The organism is Hallerella porci (genome assembly GCF_003148885.1).
Classification (GTDB): domain Bacteria; phylum Fibrobacterota; class Fibrobacteria; order Fibrobacterales; family Fibrobacteraceae; genus Hallerella; species Hallerella porci.
In genome coordinates, this window is the sequence record NZ_QGHD01000002.1 from 128896 (window position 1) to 146162 (window position 17267).

Below are 17267 nucleotides of genomic sequence, written 5' to 3' on the forward strand. Positions count from 1 at the left end.
ATTCGAAATGAAAAAATTAACCAAGTTCCTTTGCGTCGGCCTCTTGGCATTAGCTTCTACCGCTTTTGCCGATGCGACAAGCGCAAAACCTCTGCGCGTGGGTCCTGTGCAAAATTACGGCGCACTCGGTACCGACGGCGGAAAAATCGTAAGCCTAGTCAACGGCAAAGAAGTAATGCTCCGCGGCGTAAGCCTTTTCTGGTCCGATGCATTAGGCATTCAATACTACAATTCCGAATCGATTTCTTGGGCAGTCAAGAATTTAGGGATTGATGTGTTCCGTTTTGCGATGGGCATTCAATACTACAATTCGCAAGGAAACGCCTCAGAACCGATGGATGCTAGCTATTCTTATGTTGGCGCCCCCGAATCTTATCTCTCTAAATTAGATCAGATGGTGCAAGTGGCAATTGAAAACGATGTTTACATTATCGTGGACTGGCACAGTCACCGCGCCGAAAATGAGCAAGCTTTAGCGGTTGATTTTTTCAATAAGATTGCGCAGAAGTATGCAAATATTCCGAATGTGATTTTTGAAATCTATAATGAACCGGTCAATACAGCGTGGAATACGATTGTCAGCTACGCCAATACCGTTTCTGCAGGAATTCGCAAGTACTCTAAAAACTTGATTTTAGTCGGCACTCCAAGTTGGTCACAGCTCGGCTCTTATGGTGGCGTCACCGCCAACAATGTGGCGTATGTTTTCCACTTTTACGCGGGCACTCATAAAGTCGGTTCCTTTGGTTCACGAATTACCGCCGCCAAAAATGCCGGCAATGCGGTCTTTATTTCGGAATGGGGCACAACGAACGCCGACGGTGATGGAGAACCCGATGCCAGCGCAACTCAAGATTGGTTCCAATTTATGGAAACAAATCATTTGAGCAACTGTAACTGGAGCTTCCGCAATTATACAAGCACTATCGACAACAAAAGCGAAAAATCCGCCATGTTTGACGGCAGCGAGATTTTGAATACTCAAGAAGCTTTGGCGAATGCAAAATACACCACTTCGGGCACGCTTGTCAAAAACTATTTGACATCGCACACTAGTTCTTGGGCAGATTCTTTACTCGCCGGGAAGACTGCAGGTTCTTGCCACTTTGATTCCAAAACAGTCAAGCAAACCGCAGGTTCTGTAACTTTACCAGCCGGTTGCACCTACACTTCGAGCAATGAATCGGCAGTCACCGTTTCGGGCGGAACCGCAACCATTCTCGATGCGGGCTATGCCATCCTCACCGGAAACGATGGTTCTCAATCCATCATCACGGTGGAAGCGGAACCGGAACAAAATTCGGGAATCGTCAGCTTCCTTTGCCGTTACGGCGGAAACTGCTCGCAAGGTCATTCTGTAAAAAATTATACCGGAACAAATCCATTAGAAACAATTCTTACAGTCAGTACAACAACAACCCAAAAAGGAACTTTATCTTTTAAAGCTTTAAATCCAGAAATCGTCAAAGTAAAAACGGGAACTTGCACTATCACCCAATGTTATAGTGCACAAAATAAAACCGTTACTTTTGCAGAATTTACAGGCGTCTATGGTGACGGAAAAATCGTCATTACTGCGCCCGCTGTTACCGGCTACCGCGCACTCAACGAGACCATTACAGTTTCCTATAAGAAAGGCCTCTACAAACTGAGTTCCTATTTCAAAAATTGGACTCTTGCTCTCGGAGCTCTTTCCAGAGAAAAAGTGCTTCCTGATGTTGTCAATCAAACAGTCCCTGTGACCTATACTTATAACGGTCAACCGTCTACTCCGTATTTGACGAAAGTCGGCACCGCAATTCAAGCCGGAACAGAAAATGCAATTGTGCTGATTAACGCCTCTGCCCCCGGCGATGACAATTACGAACCGTTAGATCAAACGATTACTGTCGTCGTCGGCGATAGCACTCTTGCGGTCAACAAAACCGAATTCGATAACGCTCCGATTCTTGCAAAAGCAAAAGTCGCTCCGTTCCGCACTCAAATTCAAGAAAACGGCCTTTTGCTGCAAGTTCCGCAAAGCGGTTTTGTTTCGTGGGCAATTTACACCCCCGCAGGCAAAGTCATCGCAAGCCAAAAGCAAAACCTCTCCGCCGGCTCGCACTTAATCTCGCTCGAAAACCTCCCCACCGGCTCTTATATGATGCGGGTCAAGCAAGGCAGCAACCAGTCTAATTTTCACTGGAATAAGCAATAAAAATTAGAACAGAAAATGAAGAACTGGCGCGGCTTTGCTGCGCCAGTTCTATTTACAACGAATAAAAAATTAGGAACGAAAAAGAACCGCTTTCGCGGTTCTTTTTTACAGTGCTTTAATTTCGTCAATTGTGAGGCCAGTCCGTTATGCGATCGCTTCTAATGGAAAGCCGTCATCGCAGAAGCCTTTGGCGAGGGAACGTGCTGCGCGCCAAAGGCGCGCCTAATTCTCAATTGTTAATTATGCATTGACTTACGCCCATTACGCTGCGGCTCGGTCATAAATGAGCAAGCTCATTTTTGCGACTCTCACCTTGCTATAATTGTTAATTGTGCATTGAAACTAGTGCTCCGCGCGGAAATGCAAGATCTTAGAACTTAGATTTTAGAGCTTAGAGTTCTAAGTTCAAAGCTCTCAGCTCAAAGTTCTTAAGACCCGTACGGCTTCGCCGCGCCAAACTCTACAAATTTCCACATAAAAAAATTCCCAGCTTTTGCTGGGAATTTTTTTCTTTTACTTTTTCTTCGGCTTGTAGTTCACATCGGGTCTCAGTTCTAGTCCGATGGTGACTAACAGCGAAACAATCGGTTCCGTGTGATCTTGCGAAAGGTCGTAAGCCGCAACGCCTGCGTAGCCTTCGTTTTTCACCGTTTCTGCGAGAGCTTTTACCGAAGGAATTCCCATAAAGACGATGGATTCCATATCGCTGACAGCAACTTCGGATTTCGAGGCTTCATCAAAGGTCACCTGATAATCCGGCGTATCAAACTTCGCCATCAATTCTTTATACGAAAGAATGCCTTCGTTACCGCTACCGATACCGGTTTGCGCTTCGCCCAAACCTTTGGCTCCTGTAAAGCTTTTACCATAGAAAAGCACAACCGGAACGAGTTTATCTTTTTCAACGCCCTTACTCGAAAGAGTATTCATCGCTTCTTCAAAAACGGTGACGCTCTGATTCGGCTTTAATTCCGAAGATTCTTCGGTCATTTGATCCGGCACAAAGACGGTAATGTAATCGGCACGGTTCAAGGCTTCGGCGCTATAAGCGTCTGCAGATGATTGCGGATAAGCGGTCACCGCAAGTTCTTTATCGCCCAAAGCTTCCTTCAAAGCATTGACCATTTTGCCAAAAGCTTCGGCATTTTCGGCGGTAAGATTTTGCCAATCCAATTCGGCACCCGCAGCACCATTTTCCGAAATCCAAGAAGCCGCATTGTTTGCAAAAGTCGAAAGCATTTCATCGGAGCCTGCAATTTCTGCTAAAGTTCCTTCTTGTTCCATGCCACCGATCGAAACAATCAGCTTTACCTTATTTTCATTCGAAAGTTTGGCGAGTTCCTTAAAGTTTTCCGCATCGTTTTCATCGGCAAAGGCGAGAGAACCATCCGAAGAAGGCGAAAGCGAAACATAGTGAATATGAGTCACCATATTGTAGCGGATATCTTTTGGCGCAAATTGCGAATATTGGCTCCAATACGGGAAATATCCCACGACTTTATCAGCTGCAGCATTCGCAAGTGCGGCGCAACCGAAGACCAAAGAAAGAGCGATCCATTTTAAGTTCATAAAAGACCTCATTCCGCAATTTCGCGGACAATGCCAGCGGCATCTACGCAATAAGTTTTCGTCGCCGGATAAACTTCTTCCGCTTGAATCGGATTCATCGATTCGGCATCCGAGCAAAGGCGATAAGCCCAGCCGTGCGTTCTACCATAAAATACATACTGCAAGCTAATCGCTTCCCAATCCACCGGAATCGCAGCTAACGCAGCCAAATCCTCAGTAGTCGTTTTGAAGTTGAATTTCAGCAGTTGTTTTTTCTTATCCGCCGGAATTCCGCCTAAAGTAACAGTTGTATCAATCGTAAACTTCTCAAGATTTTCTTGCGTCGTAGCCCCATGAAGTTTTACAACCGAATAAGCAGAATCGTCAATGTCATACGAAACAGGAATCATTTTCGTAGCATCTACGGAATCCTTGATTTCGCCAGAAACATTCGTGATTTTGCCTTCTGCGCTGTAAGTCAGTTTGACATTTAAGACTTCTATTGGCTTTTTGGCAATAAGGTCGGCAACTTTCAAAGCTAAAGTATCCAATTTGAAGGTTGTGTCCACGACAGTCATCGCGGTCCAATCATCTTGCCACAATTCTTCGGAATAACCGGCATATAGCGGATTCGCATAAATTTGATGCAATGTCGCGGTATCGCCAAAGAACATCGCTGTATCCACTGCAAAAGTCAACGAATCGACTGTTGCGGCATCATTCAGCGCCGAAACATAGTCTTGAATCTGCAAGCTGCGAAGTGCCGGATGCAAATTCATATAAGTTTCTGCTTGGAAGTCTTTCGGGTAATTGTCTTCATACGCTTCCGAAGAAGAAACATCCAACGAGGAGCAAGCGGTGAACGCAAAGGTTCCCAAAGCTACTAAAAGAGTTAAAGATTTATTCATCATAGTCGCACCTCTTAGAATGTTACCGTCACGTCGGCCATAATCACATTCTTATCGATCGAAAGTTCATCATGCACTTCTGTCGTTACCGCCGTAGCCGGGTCGGTGACAGAGCGGTTGAATTTCACTTTATCGGTCAAGAGTCCGTATTGAATGGAAAGGTAAGATGCCGGAGCAATTTTGACGCGCGGACCCACGCGGAGAAGCATTTCTTCGGTCTTGGTAATCATCGCCGAAGAACTGATTACGAGCGGGTTACCGTATTCCATCTTGAATTGTTCAAAGCCTGCGAGGAAGCCGATCGGGCCCCAAATTTCGGCAGAAACACCCGCCATAATGCGGTCGGATTTCCGCTTAAAGTAAGCATCTTCTTCGGAATGCGCAAAGGATCCTTGCACGAAGACGCGATTAAAATCGGTGTCAAATTGTTTGAGCACTTGATCCACGCGAACGCCGAGACCCACAGCGTATTGCGTGTACTTGTTATCAATCGCATCTTGATTGTATTGCGAGAAGCGCACATTCACATTCACCGCAGCATTCCAATCGCCATCAAAGGCAACATCAAAGCCTTTGCGGTCAGGGGTTGCAATGCCATACGGAAGAGCCATATCCAAAGAGCCATCCATCAAGAAGAGCGCTTCATTCAAATCCAAACGCTTAATGGTGTTGGCGTTGTAGCCATTGCGATAGGTATGCACATTCTTGTAGTTGTTATACAAGCGGGAATACATATAATCCGATTCACCATTATTGGAAGACAATACATTCGCCTTCGACGAAGATTGAATGTTGCTTGCGTTATACGGATTGGAGTTATAAACTTGGAAGTAGAGATTTTCAAGGCTAGACATGCCAAAGGTCGAAACCAAGCCCGAATAAACCGAATCCGCATAGAGAGCGTTTGCGTTCAAAATCACAGCATTTCCGCGATAAGCCGGAGCCGCTGCCATTTCAGACCAGAACTTTTCATCGTTCTGCAAATAGCGTGCGCGCAATTCCAAGTTGAAGTTTTCGATACTCGTCTTCACATAAGGCGCGATATAGAAGCTCTTGCCGTCGTCATCCGCAAAATCTTCCGAAACGGTCACATTTTCATCTGAAGCGATTTTCTTGACATAAGCAATGGAATCCATCGCTCCACTTGCATTTGGAATGCGTCCTCTTTGAATCACATATTCGTAATTCGTCTTGGTTGCCGAATGATACAAATCCGCATTCCACCAAGACATGGCAAATTCACCCGTTAAACCGAAGGTTACCGGCAAATCGGGGAGAAGTTTCTTGGAATCAAAGCCAAATTCTCCCGAGAAGACTTGGTTTTCGTCCAAGACGACAGAATCCGCAAGATCGACGTCATGGGCTAAGAAGCTCAATTCGCGGTCAAAGACGTAAACATAGTTTGCGCCCACATGAGCACCGTAAGCGTCAACGCCTAAGCGAGCACCGACAAAATAACGATCCGCCCAGTCAAAGTCAAAGAAGGATTCGTCATTTTTCTTCGAGATATTGCGCAAGCGAGCGCCCGTTGCTTGGAACATCACATTGTCCACAGCACCGAGATTTCCGCTGTTATAGACGACATTCAAGCCTTGTAAAAGGCGATTGTTTGTCGTATCCAAGTTGCGCTTTTCCATCGCTTCTGCACGGGCAGCAGCAAAAATTTCTGGTTCTTGCAAAAAGTTCGGCTGCGGCGTGTATAAGGTGTACGGAGAATAACCGACACGCATGTAACCCAAGTTGAAGGAAACGTGCTTATTGAGAATTAAACCATCGTAAGAGAACCAATGTCCGATAATCGGGTTATTGTTCTCTTCGTATGCGCTCTGCCAATCTTTGTGCAAACGAAGTTCAACGCGAGCTTGCGTTTCGGAACTCGGACGTGCGGTAAAGACCAAGTTTGCGGTTGTATAAGCCTGCGTTTCTTGTTCCGGTGAATTCGAGCTAAATTGATCCGACTTTGCCATCGAAGTCAAAACGCCCGCTTTGACGGATCCGTTCACGCGCAAACCGAGAACAGCATCATTCAAAGAATCCAGTTTTTCAAACAAAGACTTTTGTTGTTCTGCAATAGGCTGTTGTGCCGAAGATTCCACTTCGGGCTGCGCAAATGCGGTAGCCGCCGAAAGGAAGAGCACCGAAGAGAAGCCGAGCAAGTTTTTCATATTCAAGTTCTTCATTCTTTAGTCCCTCCCACTAAAATTCCACGTTGATGGAGGCTTCGACAATCGCTTGGCTAAATTCATGTTTGAATTTACCCGATGCATCGGTTGTCACATCGTAGTAAGAAGGCAGGTTGTAAGGCTGTTCAAAATTGCCACTCGCATTATCAGCCACCAAAGCTGCGGTATTGTATTCGTTCTTTACAGAAACTCTTCCGTAATTGATCGAAAGCCAAGCGTCCTTTGCCAAGGTATAATCGAGACCGACCATCCACTGCATTTGCTTGCCGCTCATCAACGGAGCCTTCAAGCCAGTCGAAAGTCCTTCATAGGTATTGTAATCGGTCTTGATGTATTGGAAGCCTGCGGTAAAGCCGAGACGCGGCAAGTATTGCACATACAAACCCGCATTGATAAAGTCACTCTTGAGTTCTGCGGTTCCATCGGTAAGACCTAAATCACCCCAACCATCGGTATCGATTTTACGTTCGGAATGCTTATAGGAGCCCGAAATTTCGAGCGGTTTCTGGAAGCCGAGCATCTTGAACACATCGACCTTTGCGCCACCGCCAAATTCCAAATACTTCGCTTCTTTGTAACCGCTCAACGCAGAAACCTGCATAAAGTAGCTACCCATCGCTTGAACTTCGGCGTAATCTTTCCAGTTGAACTTTAAGTTGCCGCGTCCACCTTGACGGTTCGAAGTCGCAAGACCATTCGGGAGAGAAAGTTGTAGCGCCGGATCGCTCATCTGTTCAATTAAAGCGAGCTGAGCGCGGGTATAAACATTCGACTTCCAAGAGCTCTTGTTGAACGGAGCAATGTTATAGCTCTTGCTCTGTCCGCTGCTCAAAGCGCCGTCGTCCGTTCCCAAGGTGCGAGCGACCGGGGAGAACTTCGGCGAATAGTTATAAAGAGCGTCAAAAGAAGAGTAGAGCGGCGAATTGACGCCATACTTAATCGTTTCGCCATCGATATCGGAATTCAAAATGCGGCGAGCGAAGAATTTCGGCGATTGAGCGAGGTTGTTAAACCAGTTGCTGTCGTTTCGGACGATGTCCATACCGAGAACAACTCCCCAATCCGATTCCATCTTGTAACCCACATTCATGTTGACCAAGAGAGCGGAACCATTCAGAGTTTTCTTTTTTGCGACATCTTGAGAAATGGCATTGCCTTCTTCGTCGACAGCAGGAAGTCCCGTTGTCATATCGATGACCGGAACGCCTTCGTGCTTGTAAGTTTCGTCCGAAGAATAAGCGTATTCTGCCACGAGATCCAAGACTAAGTTCTTATTGCCGAGAATGCCTGCGACATCACCGCCCACGCGACCGCTCACGATTGTCGTCTTTTGCGGATCGATTTCGAACGGGTTAATGTCTTGCATTTCATAAGGATCGCCGACAAAGAGACCTTGGTGACGGTAAGTATAAGAACGGGAATCTTTGTTATCGAAGATATACATCGGAGTCACGCCGACATATAAATTCTTGTCCATCGGAAGGAGTTCCAAGTTACCCGCAATCACCCACTTGTCCATATTCGACGCTTGCGAAGCACCCGCAACCGAATCATTCGGAAGGATGTTGCCTTCTGCAGCGGAAAGGTCGAGGACCGATGTGCGATTTAAGCGAGCGGCCAACGCTTCGACGCGAAGTTCACCCACCGCACTCCCGAAGTAGTGACGGAATTGAACATTCGCACCTTGTAAATTGCGCTGATTGCCGTCCAAAAGTTCCTGCGATTCCGCCATATGACGCTTGCGCGCAAAAATGAGCGGTTCATACAGAATTTCGACATCCGGAGAGAAGAGGGTTAACGGCGTATATTGCTGACGGAAATCACCGACGACCCAGTAGAAGTCTTTGCCGATATTCCCTTCGACATTTAACCAGCCAACCGAAAGAGTCTTCGACGCCGAAGAGAAGTATTCTTGCATGCCAGCGCCCATCCGGAGCATCACATTGGCACGCACATTTTCGAACGGACGGAAATGAAAATCAATATCGGCATTTGCCATTTCATTGCGTTCCGTTTCCGGCATATCACTTGTGCCATTCGGATCTTGATCCGTATCAAAATACGAAGTCTGCGCAATCGCACGAATCTTTCCGCCGATTTCCACCCCGCGTTTGGCGTTGATGGAATCTACTTTGGCGTTTAACTTTTCTTGAGTTTGCCATTCTGTAGCCGCAGGAGCGGTCACAGCAGCAGCCAGGAAAGCGATCAGAAACTTATTCATATTCTTTTTCATTGTTTACGCCCTCCTTAGAACCAGACCTTGGTTTCTGCAGCGACATAATGCGAATGCCAATCGTTGACAGAAATCACTTCGTCGCTATGAGTCATCCACTTGTAGCGCACATGCAAACCGGCGCGGTCTGCAAAGTCCCAGTCAAACCCGATACCGATTGCGGTTTCGAGATAATTGATCGGTGCATAAGCGAAATAAGAAGTGGAAACTTCACTATACATAGAGGAGGTCTTAGAAAGGTTATTGCTTACGCTATAGCTCGTATAAGCATTCTTCGAGCGGAACATTTCAATACCGAGAAGCCCCACCATATGGAAGGTCGGCGTTACCGCAATAGACGGTTCAAATTGGCCGTAGAAGCTCCAGAGAAGCATGTCTTTTTGATCTTCGCTGTAAGCAATCGGAGCAATCGTCGTCGAAATTCCCGAAAGGGCTGCGTAGCCGGTCATCATCACAGTGCGTTCGGTATTGAACCAGTGACCGATATCGTAACCGCCCATCACAGAAACATAAGAGGACCATTTTGCGTGGCTCGGGACTTCACCCTTCGCAATCTGTTCGCCGTTTTCGTAAGCGGTGAAAGATTCCCACATTTCCCAAGTTCCACCGTAGAGGCCGCCGCGTTGACGGCGAAGCTTGATGCCGGTACCCGGTTCGAGAACACCAGTACGAGCGACATAGCCCGAAGCCTTCGGATCCGCATTACCCGAGTCTGCCCAGAAAATCGGTTTGTGCTTTGTCCAAGAATTGGTGCTTTCCCACATGTTACGACCATTCAAGCGGTAGTTGAAAACGATGACATCGTTTCCTTCTTCAACTTGACGATGTTGACCGTATTGGAAGTCGAAATAGCCACGGTTAAAGGTCGGTTCCAATTTGAAGTTCAAGCCCATCATATTCGGTGAATAGCGGAGAGAACCTGCATTCAAGTAAGTTTCATCTTTGCGCCAACCGGTAAAACGCGACGGGTTGCTGAGAGAATACGGAGAATAGAAATCCTTCGGAAGGTAAATTCCTTCGATAGTCATCGGCCAGCCTTCGATGTACTTGCTCTGCGCTTTAATGTAAACGCCGACCTGCGGATTCGCCACAGAAGAAGAATAATCATCACGCGTGTAATTTCCCGATTCCGACTTGTAGAAGTTAAGAGAATCGGTGATGCTCAACGCCACATCGGCCATGAAGTAGAGTTTCGGAGTGATGTTACCCTTAATATCAATAGAAGCAACATGCGTATTCAAAAGCATCGGTTCGTATCCCGCAGTCAACCATTGATCGCGGAATTCGCTTTCGTAAATAATGCCTTTGTCAAAGACGACGCCCATATAGTTCAAACCGAGGGTCATCGTTTCCATCAGTTTGTCTTTGGCGATACGAGCGTGGTAAATGGAACCGCGCATATCGTGCAAACCGTAAGTTTCGAGTTCGCCCGGCTGACCTGCAAAAAGACGCAAACCATCGCGCGTACCCATGTCGGCGTCCATCGGCTGCGACACCATGAACTGCGCCTTCATATTATACGGCAACTGGTAAACGTTTGCAAAGATACCGCCAAAAGAACGGTTCGTCCAGAATGCACGACCGCCTTCTTTCACCGGCTTAAAGACTTTTTCTTTATAGTAAGTACTGACAGTCTTTTCGTCCTCGAAGAGTTCGTACTGCCAAGCAAAACGCGGAGCGGTTTCGCGTTCCCACATGGTGAGAGGCGAAGAATTTGCCCAAATCACACCGCCTGCGGTAATGTAAGCACCAAAGACACCTGCGCGAATATCGGCACCCACATTAAATTCTTCGTCGATTGTCGAAGAATAATAGTCGGTCGAATGATCGTAAAGAACGCGTTCATCGTAAGTCGGCACTGCGGTCGGCTGCGTTGCATACTTGTTGCCGAAAGTTCCCGAAAGATCAAATGGGAATGCGAAGTTCGTCCACAATGTCATGTACGAGTTCGGCATCGCAACGATGTTCGCTTTGAAAATAGCGTCGATCGCTGTGCGCGCTTTATCGCTTCCAAATGCGGGCGCAGTATTGGAATAATGGAAATTCTTGCCGCGGAATGCCATAAAGCCCGAGACCGCCACCGGCAGATCGTCCTTGCCGAGAAGCGTTGATTCCATATTGCTAGAAAGCGTATCCAAAGAGGCGTGAATCGAATCCAACTGCAGCTGGGTCGGGAGAGCCCAAACCGAGGCTGCGCAAGAAGCGATTAAAAAAGAAGAAACTAGTTTACGCATAAAACCCTCTTAAATCGCATTGCGGAAAGGATAGTGAGCCGGACCTTCGTAAGGTTTGCCGTGCTTCTTAATCACGATATCGTCAATCCACACTTTGAAGGATTCGTTTTCATCCTTGCGGACTTCCAAGCGGAATCCTTTGAAGTTTGCCCAACCAAACGGGAGCATGACTTCGCGAGTATTCTTGGCATCCCAATACACACCGGTCATCCCGAAGAGTTTGAGAGGAATGCTGAAGTGTTTCCATTCGGTGGTGATTTCGCCGAGACTCTTGGAGCGGAGCTTTACCTGCATCGATTCGCCGCCGGTCTTCACCCCGTCGTCCACGAGCACGAACAGAGCGTTTTCGCCGCCCTTTTCACCTTTAATCCAAAATTCCAAGACGCCTTCTTCGAGATACGGAGTCAGGTCCACCGAGCCCGCAATACAAATTGCCACACCCGAATAATCGCTCGCGATGAGTTCGATTTCCATCGAGAGAGCGCCTTCCATCGCGTACTTATCCGTGAGGATAGGTTCGGGGTTTTCACGCGGATATTGATAAGTATATCCACCGCCACGAGGAATGGCTTCGCGCATAACGACCGTCACCACATCTTTATCCGGGCGGAACGGCTTTGCCGGTTTCATGATAAAGCGAGATTCATCGCGGTTGCGGTAATCACCGAAACCAGCCGACGCGAAAGACACCAGAAGAAGAGTCGCAAACAGACACTTCAAAATGGGTTTTTGTATTGCATTCATAATTTTTAAAATTCTCCAAAAATCCAGTGAGCTACAATATAAATAGATTTTCGCCATTTCACATTCGGCGTTATGCAAAAAAAGAATTGCATTCTACGATTTTTCGGCGGGAAAGCCCAACTTTTGTGCGGAGATTTTCTTTTGTTAAGAAGAATTTACAAGAATGAACTATTATTAAATTTTCGTTAAATTTCCGTTTTCTGTGATTTTCCTCGCTATTTTTAATTTTCGTTAACATTTTCCCGTTTTTTGACAAAAAATCTAATTTTAGCGCAAATTTGCTTTCACATTCCCAAGGAATGCCCGATGAAAAAACTTTTCCTCCCCGCTCTTTTTGCTGCAGCGTTTATCGCTTGTTCTAGCGATGGTGGCGCCACCCAAGCTTCGCTTTCTTCTGCTTCGACTTCGACGAGTTCAGGAACAGCTGAATTCGTCCCCGTTCCCGTGGATTATTCTGCAGGACGTGCGATGAATGCGCGCTTAGGCAGAGGCATAAACCTCGGCAACTCTTGGGATTCGGGCGATTCGACAGGCGCACCCGATTGGTTTAATTTTGGCTTTGGCGTCGACTTGGATGATGGTTGGGGCAATCCGATTGACGATGGCGATTTTAAACTTCTCAAAGATGCGGGATTTAATTCCATTCGCCTTCCGGTGCGCTGGCAGCAAAATTCGAATATTCTCACTCACGAAATTAACGCTGAACGCATGGCGGGCGTGATTCAAGATGTCAATTTAGCGATTGAAGCAGGACTTGCTGTGATTATGGATTTCCACTGGTATAAAGAAATCGAAGAAGCGGCGAAAATGTATCCGACCGATCCGAGCCTTTGGGCGATGCACAAGGAACATTTCCTCGCGTTGTGGGCGCAAGTCGCATCGGTTTTCAATAATTATCCGGACTCACTTCTCGCCTTTGATATTTACAATGAACCGGCGATGAAAGCGGAATTGATGAACGATTTACTCCTCAGCGCTTACCAAGTTATCCGTGCGGCTGCGCCGAATAAAACGATTATTTTCCAATCAAATCAAATGGCAAAATTCCATCAGATTGGCGAATTGCGCCTCCCGCAAGATGGAAACATCATCTTCTCGGGGCATTATTATGAGCCTTATACATTCTCACACGAAGGCCACGGTTATAAATGCGTCGGCGATAATTCATACGCCAATACCGCCAAGCAAGACTTTACAAAATACGTCGCCCTCGCGACGCAATACTATCCCGATGTCAACGGCGGACACATTCCGATGAATATGGGCGAATTTGGCATTGCCGCAGGAAGCCGTAGCAGCTGCGGTTCCGATGGTCCAAGTGATTTGAGATGGGCGTTGTGGAATAAAAAGACTGTCGCCGCTGCCGAAGAAGCGGGATTTAGTTGGCATTATTGGGGCTTTACGAAAGTCGGCGGCTTCGAAGCTTACGACCGCGAGAATGCAAAATGGTATCCGGGAGCGCGCGAAGCGTTCTTCCAAAATTAACGAATCATCGGAAAATTTTCGGCGGAAAAAAATTGGCGAATGGCGAAGTCTTCGGATTTCGCCATTTCTTGTGCGAGTTCTGCAAAGGGACGCCGCGAATGAAAAAGTTCGCGGTAAATTTTTTCGATTTGAATGATGCGCTCTTCGGGAAATTCTTGCGGGAAACGGCGCAGCGCGTGCAAATTGACCCCAGCAAAACGCAGCGGATTTCCGAGTGCTTTGACATACGGCGGCACATCGCGATCGACTTTGAGAGCTGCCCCGACGAAACTGTATGCGCCGATGCGGCAATTTTGCGAAACTCCCGCAGTCCCGCCGAGATTTGCGTAATCGCCGATTTGAACATGTCCCGCGAGCTGCACACCGTTTGAAATGACAACGCCTTTTCCGATTTGACAATCATGCGCCACATGCGAATAAGCCATGATGAGAGTATCGTCGCCGACGAGAGTTTTCCCGGTAGAAGCCGTGCCGCGGTGTAATGTTGCATATTCGCGGATAATGCAACGCTTCCCGATTTCGAGAACGGTTTCTTCGCCGTTAAATTTTAAATCTTGCGGAATTTGTCCTAAAATTGCGCCGTCAAAAATCTGCGATTCCGCTCCGATTTTTACATGAGAAAGCACGCGCACGCGGGATTCTAAAATCACATTTTCCCCGATTTCGGCAAAGTCTTCGACGATGCACCACGGGCCAATGCAGGCACTGGCTGCGACTTTGGCGTTCTGGCTCACATAAGCGGAAGGATGAATCATAAGTTTGCCAAATAATAAATATATTTTCCGCGTTATGCTCAGCATTTGTGTTATCGGAGTCCTTTCGGCGCTTTACGCTGCCCTCTTTTTGATTTTTTCTTTAGGGCTTATCCGCGCAAAAAAAGGCGAGAAAAATCCCGAGAAACTGTGGACTGTTTCGGTGATTGTCCCGCTACGCAACGAAGAAGAACATGCGAAGCGCACATTAGAAGCATTGAATGCGCAAGATTATACGGGCACATGGGAAGTCATCTGCGTCAACGATCGCTCTACCGATAATACCGCAAAAATTCTCGAAGAATTTGCCGCGACTCATCCGAAGTTTTCGGTGGTGCATGTTCCGATGGATGCGCCATTTTTAGAAAGTCCGAAGAAGCGCGCCCTTGAAACGGGATTTCATGCTGCGAAATATGAAATTTTGATGACGATGGACGCCGATTGTATTCCGCCCAAAGGTTGGATTCGTTCGATGGCGGGACGCTTCCGCGGAAACATCGCCATTGTGCAAGGGCCAAAGAAAAATTCAGGTTCGCCGGGAATTGTCCACGCTTTTCAGAAATTGGAAACTCTCGGTTATACATCGATTGAAGCAGCGGGTTTTAGCTTGGGAACGCCGATGGTCGCTAGCGCAGCGGCTCTCGCTTACAAGAAAGATTTATTCTTCCAAGTCGGCGGCTTCGGCGATTTGGTGCATCTTTCATCGGGCGATGATGATATGCTCGTGCACAAAATGATCCGCGAACCGAATGTCGGATTCTGCTATAACTTGGACAAAGACGCCGTCGTCGAAACCGCTCCGGTCGATACCTTCAAAGGTTTGCTCAATCAGCGGGCGCGTTGGTCGAGCAATGGCACAAGTTACACGAATCATTTTTACACTCTCTTTCTCACGCTGATTTATACGTTTTATGTTTGGCTTTTTGTGTCGCCGTGGTTAGCATTCCTTTTTGATTTTCCGTGGACATGGTTCGTAATTCCCTTTGCGATTAAAGTCGCTGTGGATACTCTCTTTTTAACAATCAGCGCCATTCGCCTTGGCGAAAAGAAATTATTGTGTGCGCTCCCGATGACAGAACTTTTGCAAATTCCCATTATCACGGTCGCCGTTCCTCTTGGCATTTTCAAATTATTTAAGTGGAAATGAAACAAGCCCGAAGGCGGAGCATCGCTTCGCGGTGCGTCTCATTTCTAATTCCTAACGATTTGTAGCGGCGACCAAAATATTTATTTTGCCCATCATTTCTAGCGGCATTAAAAAGGAGAAATGAAAAAAACGTGGACGTTTTATTTAATTCTTCGTTCCTATTTTTTTCACGGCAAATTCTTTCGCTTCTTCGGCGGTTTGGATTTTGCCTTGCAGTTGCAATTCAAATTCTTCTTTGATGATTTCGCCAAAAAGGCGGCCGGGTTTGAGACCCATTTGAATTAAATCGCTGCCGCGGAGAAGTGGCTCGGGCGCATTTTCGAAAACGCCGAGAGCGCGAGCGCGTTCTTCAAAAATTTGTGACGCTTCTTGCGATTTGACATCGCTTAAAAGCGGTGAAGATTGCAGATAAAGATGCGCGAGATTTAAGCCGCCGAGTTTGACGGAAGCGCGACGCAAAAATTCGGCGTTAAAATTTTCTTCGGGATTTTCGGCGCTAGAAATCATCTGCGGAATAAATGCAAAAAGAATCGGCGATTTCTTTAACAGTTGCACTTCATTTGTAATGCGCGAAAGGAATGCGGTCACCGCTTGACCATTTTCTGCGCCCGAAAGTAATGCGGTAAACGCCAAAATTTCTTGTTGCATTAAATCCGAAAGCCGCGGCAATTTTTCTGAAATGCGATCCAATAATTCGCCGAGTTTTTCGTCGGAATTTTCAGAACCGAGCCCGCGAATTTCGGGAAAGAAACGTTCTAAATTCATTTCACGGAATGCTTTGAGCCCAAGACTCGGACGTCCCGGTTTTAAAAGCCACTTTTTAAATTCTTCAAAAATGCGCTCCGAAGAAAGGTCGGCGAGTGAAAGCCCGCGGCAAAGTGCTGCGGTTTCGGGAGCAAGTGTAAGAGAAAATCGCGATGCAAATTGAACGCCCCGCAAAACCCGCAGAGAATCTTCGGCAAAGGCATCGGAAACATGGCGCAAAATTTTCTTTTCTAAATCTTCTTTGCCCGAATACGGATCCGAAAGTTCCAAATTCGGAAGCGAAAGTCCCATCGCATTCACCGTAAAATCGCGGCGACGCGCGGCTTCTTGAAAAGACAAATGCAAATGCGTTTGCACCAAAAATCCACGGTGGCCTTCGCCCACTTTGCTTTCGGTCCGCGGAAAAGAAAAATCGAGTTCGAGCCCGCGGGTCATTAAATGCACCACGCCGAAAGCTTTCCCGACTAAATTCGGTTTTCCAAAATCCCGCAAAATTTTTAGCAAAGTTTCTTGTTCAATGTCGTAAACTTCGACGTCGAAATCCCGAGAAGAACGCCCGAGAATGGCATCGCGCACAAATCCGCCGACGAGATAACAGCGACCGCCCGCAGCGCAAATCCGTTCTGCAATTTGCATGAGGCGTGCGGGAATATCTTTTTTAATTTGTTCAAAATTCATTCGGCAACCGGCTATTCTTCAACATTTTCTGCGGGAATTTTTTCGGTTTCCGTTGAATCATTTTGGAGAACGGGAGACGTCACCACAGAATCTTTCGCCGAATCTTTTGTAGCATTGATTTTTACCGAATCCGTTTTTGCGGAATCTTTTTTGGAATCCGCATACATTTCGTAAATGCTCTTTTTGAATTTATTCGTGAGCGAATCCGACTTTGCATATTCTTCTTGTTCCGCTTGGCATTGGCGCAATTCTTCGGCTGTCCACGCACGTTGATCGGGCGACATCGCCGTGTGATTTAGGCGATATTCAATTTCGGCGCAAACGGGTTTCTGACGCTGCGATGCGCAGCCCACAAAAAATAATGCGATGAGAAGAACAGAAAAAATTTTCATG

Annotated in this window: 12 protein-coding genes; 3 read left to right on the forward strand and 9 right to left on the reverse strand. The window is 46.9% G+C overall.

Annotated elements, in window-relative coordinates; genetic code table 11:
- Positions 1-7 precede the first annotated feature (7 nt).
- Positions 8-2197, forward strand: a complete 2190-nt coding sequence (locus B0H50_RS02290; protein WP_109587178.1) for a glycoside hydrolase family 5 protein — start codon at positions 8-10, stop codon at positions 2195-2197.
- Positions 2198-2710: 513 nt separating this feature from the next.
- Here B0H50_RS02290 and B0H50_RS02295 read toward each other — a convergent pair.
- The 6 genes from B0H50_RS02295 to B0H50_RS02320 are packed head-to-tail and all read right to left on the reverse strand — an operon-like array spanning position 2711 to position 12047.
- On the reverse strand, positions 2711-3766 hold the full coding sequence (locus tag B0H50_RS02295) for a glycoside hydrolase family 18 protein (RefSeq protein ID WP_106197537.1): 1056 nt from the start codon (positions 3764-3766) through the stop codon (positions 2711-2713).
- An 8-nt stretch (positions 3767-3774) separates the two neighbouring features.
- Complete coding sequence (locus tag B0H50_RS02300) at positions 3775-4656, reverse strand: hypothetical protein (protein WP_106197536.1); 882 nt, start codon at positions 4654-4656, stop codon at positions 3775-3777.
- A gap of 11 nt (positions 4657-4667) precedes the next feature.
- Entirely contained in the window at positions 4668-6833 is a 2166-nt protein-coding gene (locus B0H50_RS02305; protein WP_106197535.1) for a hypothetical protein, read from the reverse strand.
- A gap of 16 nt (positions 6834-6849) precedes the next feature.
- Entirely contained in the window at positions 6850-9057 is a 2208-nt protein-coding gene (locus B0H50_RS02310; protein WP_233244472.1) for a hypothetical protein, read from the reverse strand.
- Between the two features lie 26 nt (positions 9058-9083).
- Complete coding sequence (locus B0H50_RS02315) at positions 9084-11303, reverse strand: hypothetical protein (protein ID WP_106197533.1); 2220 nt, start codon at positions 11301-11303, stop codon at positions 9084-9086.
- A 9-nt stretch (positions 11304-11312) separates the two neighbouring features.
- The gene (locus B0H50_RS02320; protein ID WP_233244474.1) at positions 11313-12047 is read right to left on the reverse strand and encodes a CIA30 family protein; all 735 of its coding nucleotides are present in this window, start codon (positions 12045-12047) and stop codon (positions 11313-11315) included.
- Between the two features lie 306 nt (positions 12048-12353).
- On the opposite strand from B0H50_RS02320, the gene B0H50_RS02325 reads away from it, so the two are divergent.
- The gene (locus B0H50_RS02325; protein ID WP_109587179.1) at positions 12354-13532 is read left to right on the forward strand and encodes a glycoside hydrolase family 5 protein; all 1179 of its coding nucleotides are present in this window, start codon (positions 12354-12356) and stop codon (positions 13530-13532) included.
- Here the strand turns inward: B0H50_RS02325 and lpxA are convergent.
- Entirely contained in the window at positions 13529-14287 is a 759-nt protein-coding gene (lpxA, locus tag B0H50_RS02330) for an acyl-ACP--UDP-N-acetylglucosamine O-acyltransferase (RefSeq protein WP_158256411.1), read from the reverse strand. The genes B0H50_RS02325 and lpxA overlap by 4 nt on opposite strands.
- A gap of 34 nt (positions 14288-14321) precedes the next feature.
- Between lpxA and B0H50_RS02335 the strand changes: the two genes are divergently transcribed.
- A complete protein-coding gene (locus B0H50_RS02335; protein ID WP_109587180.1) occupies positions 14322-15431 on the forward strand; it encodes a glycosyltransferase in 1110 nt (369 codons plus the stop codon).
- A gap of 144 nt (positions 15432-15575) precedes the next feature.
- Here B0H50_RS02335 and B0H50_RS02340 read toward each other — a convergent pair whose 3' ends face one another.
- A complete protein-coding gene (locus tag B0H50_RS02340; RefSeq protein ID WP_233244476.1) occupies positions 15576-16874 on the reverse strand; it encodes a CCA tRNA nucleotidyltransferase in 1299 nt (432 codons plus the stop codon).
- An 11-nt stretch (positions 16875-16885) separates the two neighbouring features.
- The gene (locus B0H50_RS02345; RefSeq protein ID WP_106197529.1) at positions 16886-17266 is read right to left on the reverse strand and encodes a hypothetical protein; all 381 of its coding nucleotides are present in this window, start codon (positions 17264-17266) and stop codon (positions 16886-16888) included.
- Position 17267 lies beyond the last annotated feature (1 nt).

Coding starts and splice junctions, on each gene's coding strand:
- B0H50_RS02290 (WP_109587178.1), top strand. CDS start 8: ATGAAAAAATTAACCAAGTTCCTTTGCGTCGGCCTCTTGGCATTAGCT.
- B0H50_RS02295 (WP_106197537.1), bottom strand. CDS start 3,766: ATGAACTTAAAATGGATCGCTCTTTCTTTGGTCTTCGGTTGCGCCGCA.
- B0H50_RS02300 (WP_106197536.1), bottom strand. CDS start 4,656: ATGATGAATAAATCTTTAACTCTTTTAGTAGCTTTGGGAACCTTTGCG.
- B0H50_RS02305 (WP_106197535.1), bottom strand. CDS start 6,833: ATGAAGAACTTGAATATGAAAAACTTGCTCGGCTTCTCTTCGGTGCTC.
- B0H50_RS02310 (WP_233244472.1), bottom strand. CDS start 9,057: ATGAATAAGTTTCTGATCGCTTTCCTGGCTGCTGCTGTGACCGCTCCT.
- B0H50_RS02315 (WP_106197533.1), bottom strand. CDS start 11,303: ATGCGTAAACTAGTTTCTTCTTTTTTAATCGCTTCTTGCGCAGCCTCG.
- B0H50_RS02320 (WP_233244474.1), bottom strand. CDS start 12,047: ATGAATGCAATACAAAAACCCATTTTGAAGTGTCTGTTTGCGACTCTT.
- B0H50_RS02325 (WP_109587179.1), top strand. CDS start 12,354: ATGAAAAAACTTTTCCTCCCCGCTCTTTTTGCTGCAGCGTTTATCGCT.
- lpxA (WP_158256411.1), bottom strand. CDS start 14,287: ATGATTCATCCTTCCGCTTATGTGAGCCAGAACGCCAAAGTCGCAGCC.
- B0H50_RS02335 (WP_109587180.1), top strand. CDS start 14,322: ATGCTCAGCATTTGTGTTATCGGAGTCCTTTCGGCGCTTTACGCTGCC.
- B0H50_RS02340 (WP_233244476.1), bottom strand. CDS start 16,874: ATGAATTTTGAACAAATTAAAAAAGATATTCCCGCACGCCTCATGCAA.
- B0H50_RS02345 (WP_106197529.1), bottom strand. CDS start 17,266: ATGAAAATTTTTTCTGTTCTTCTCATCGCATTATTTTTTGTGGGCTGC.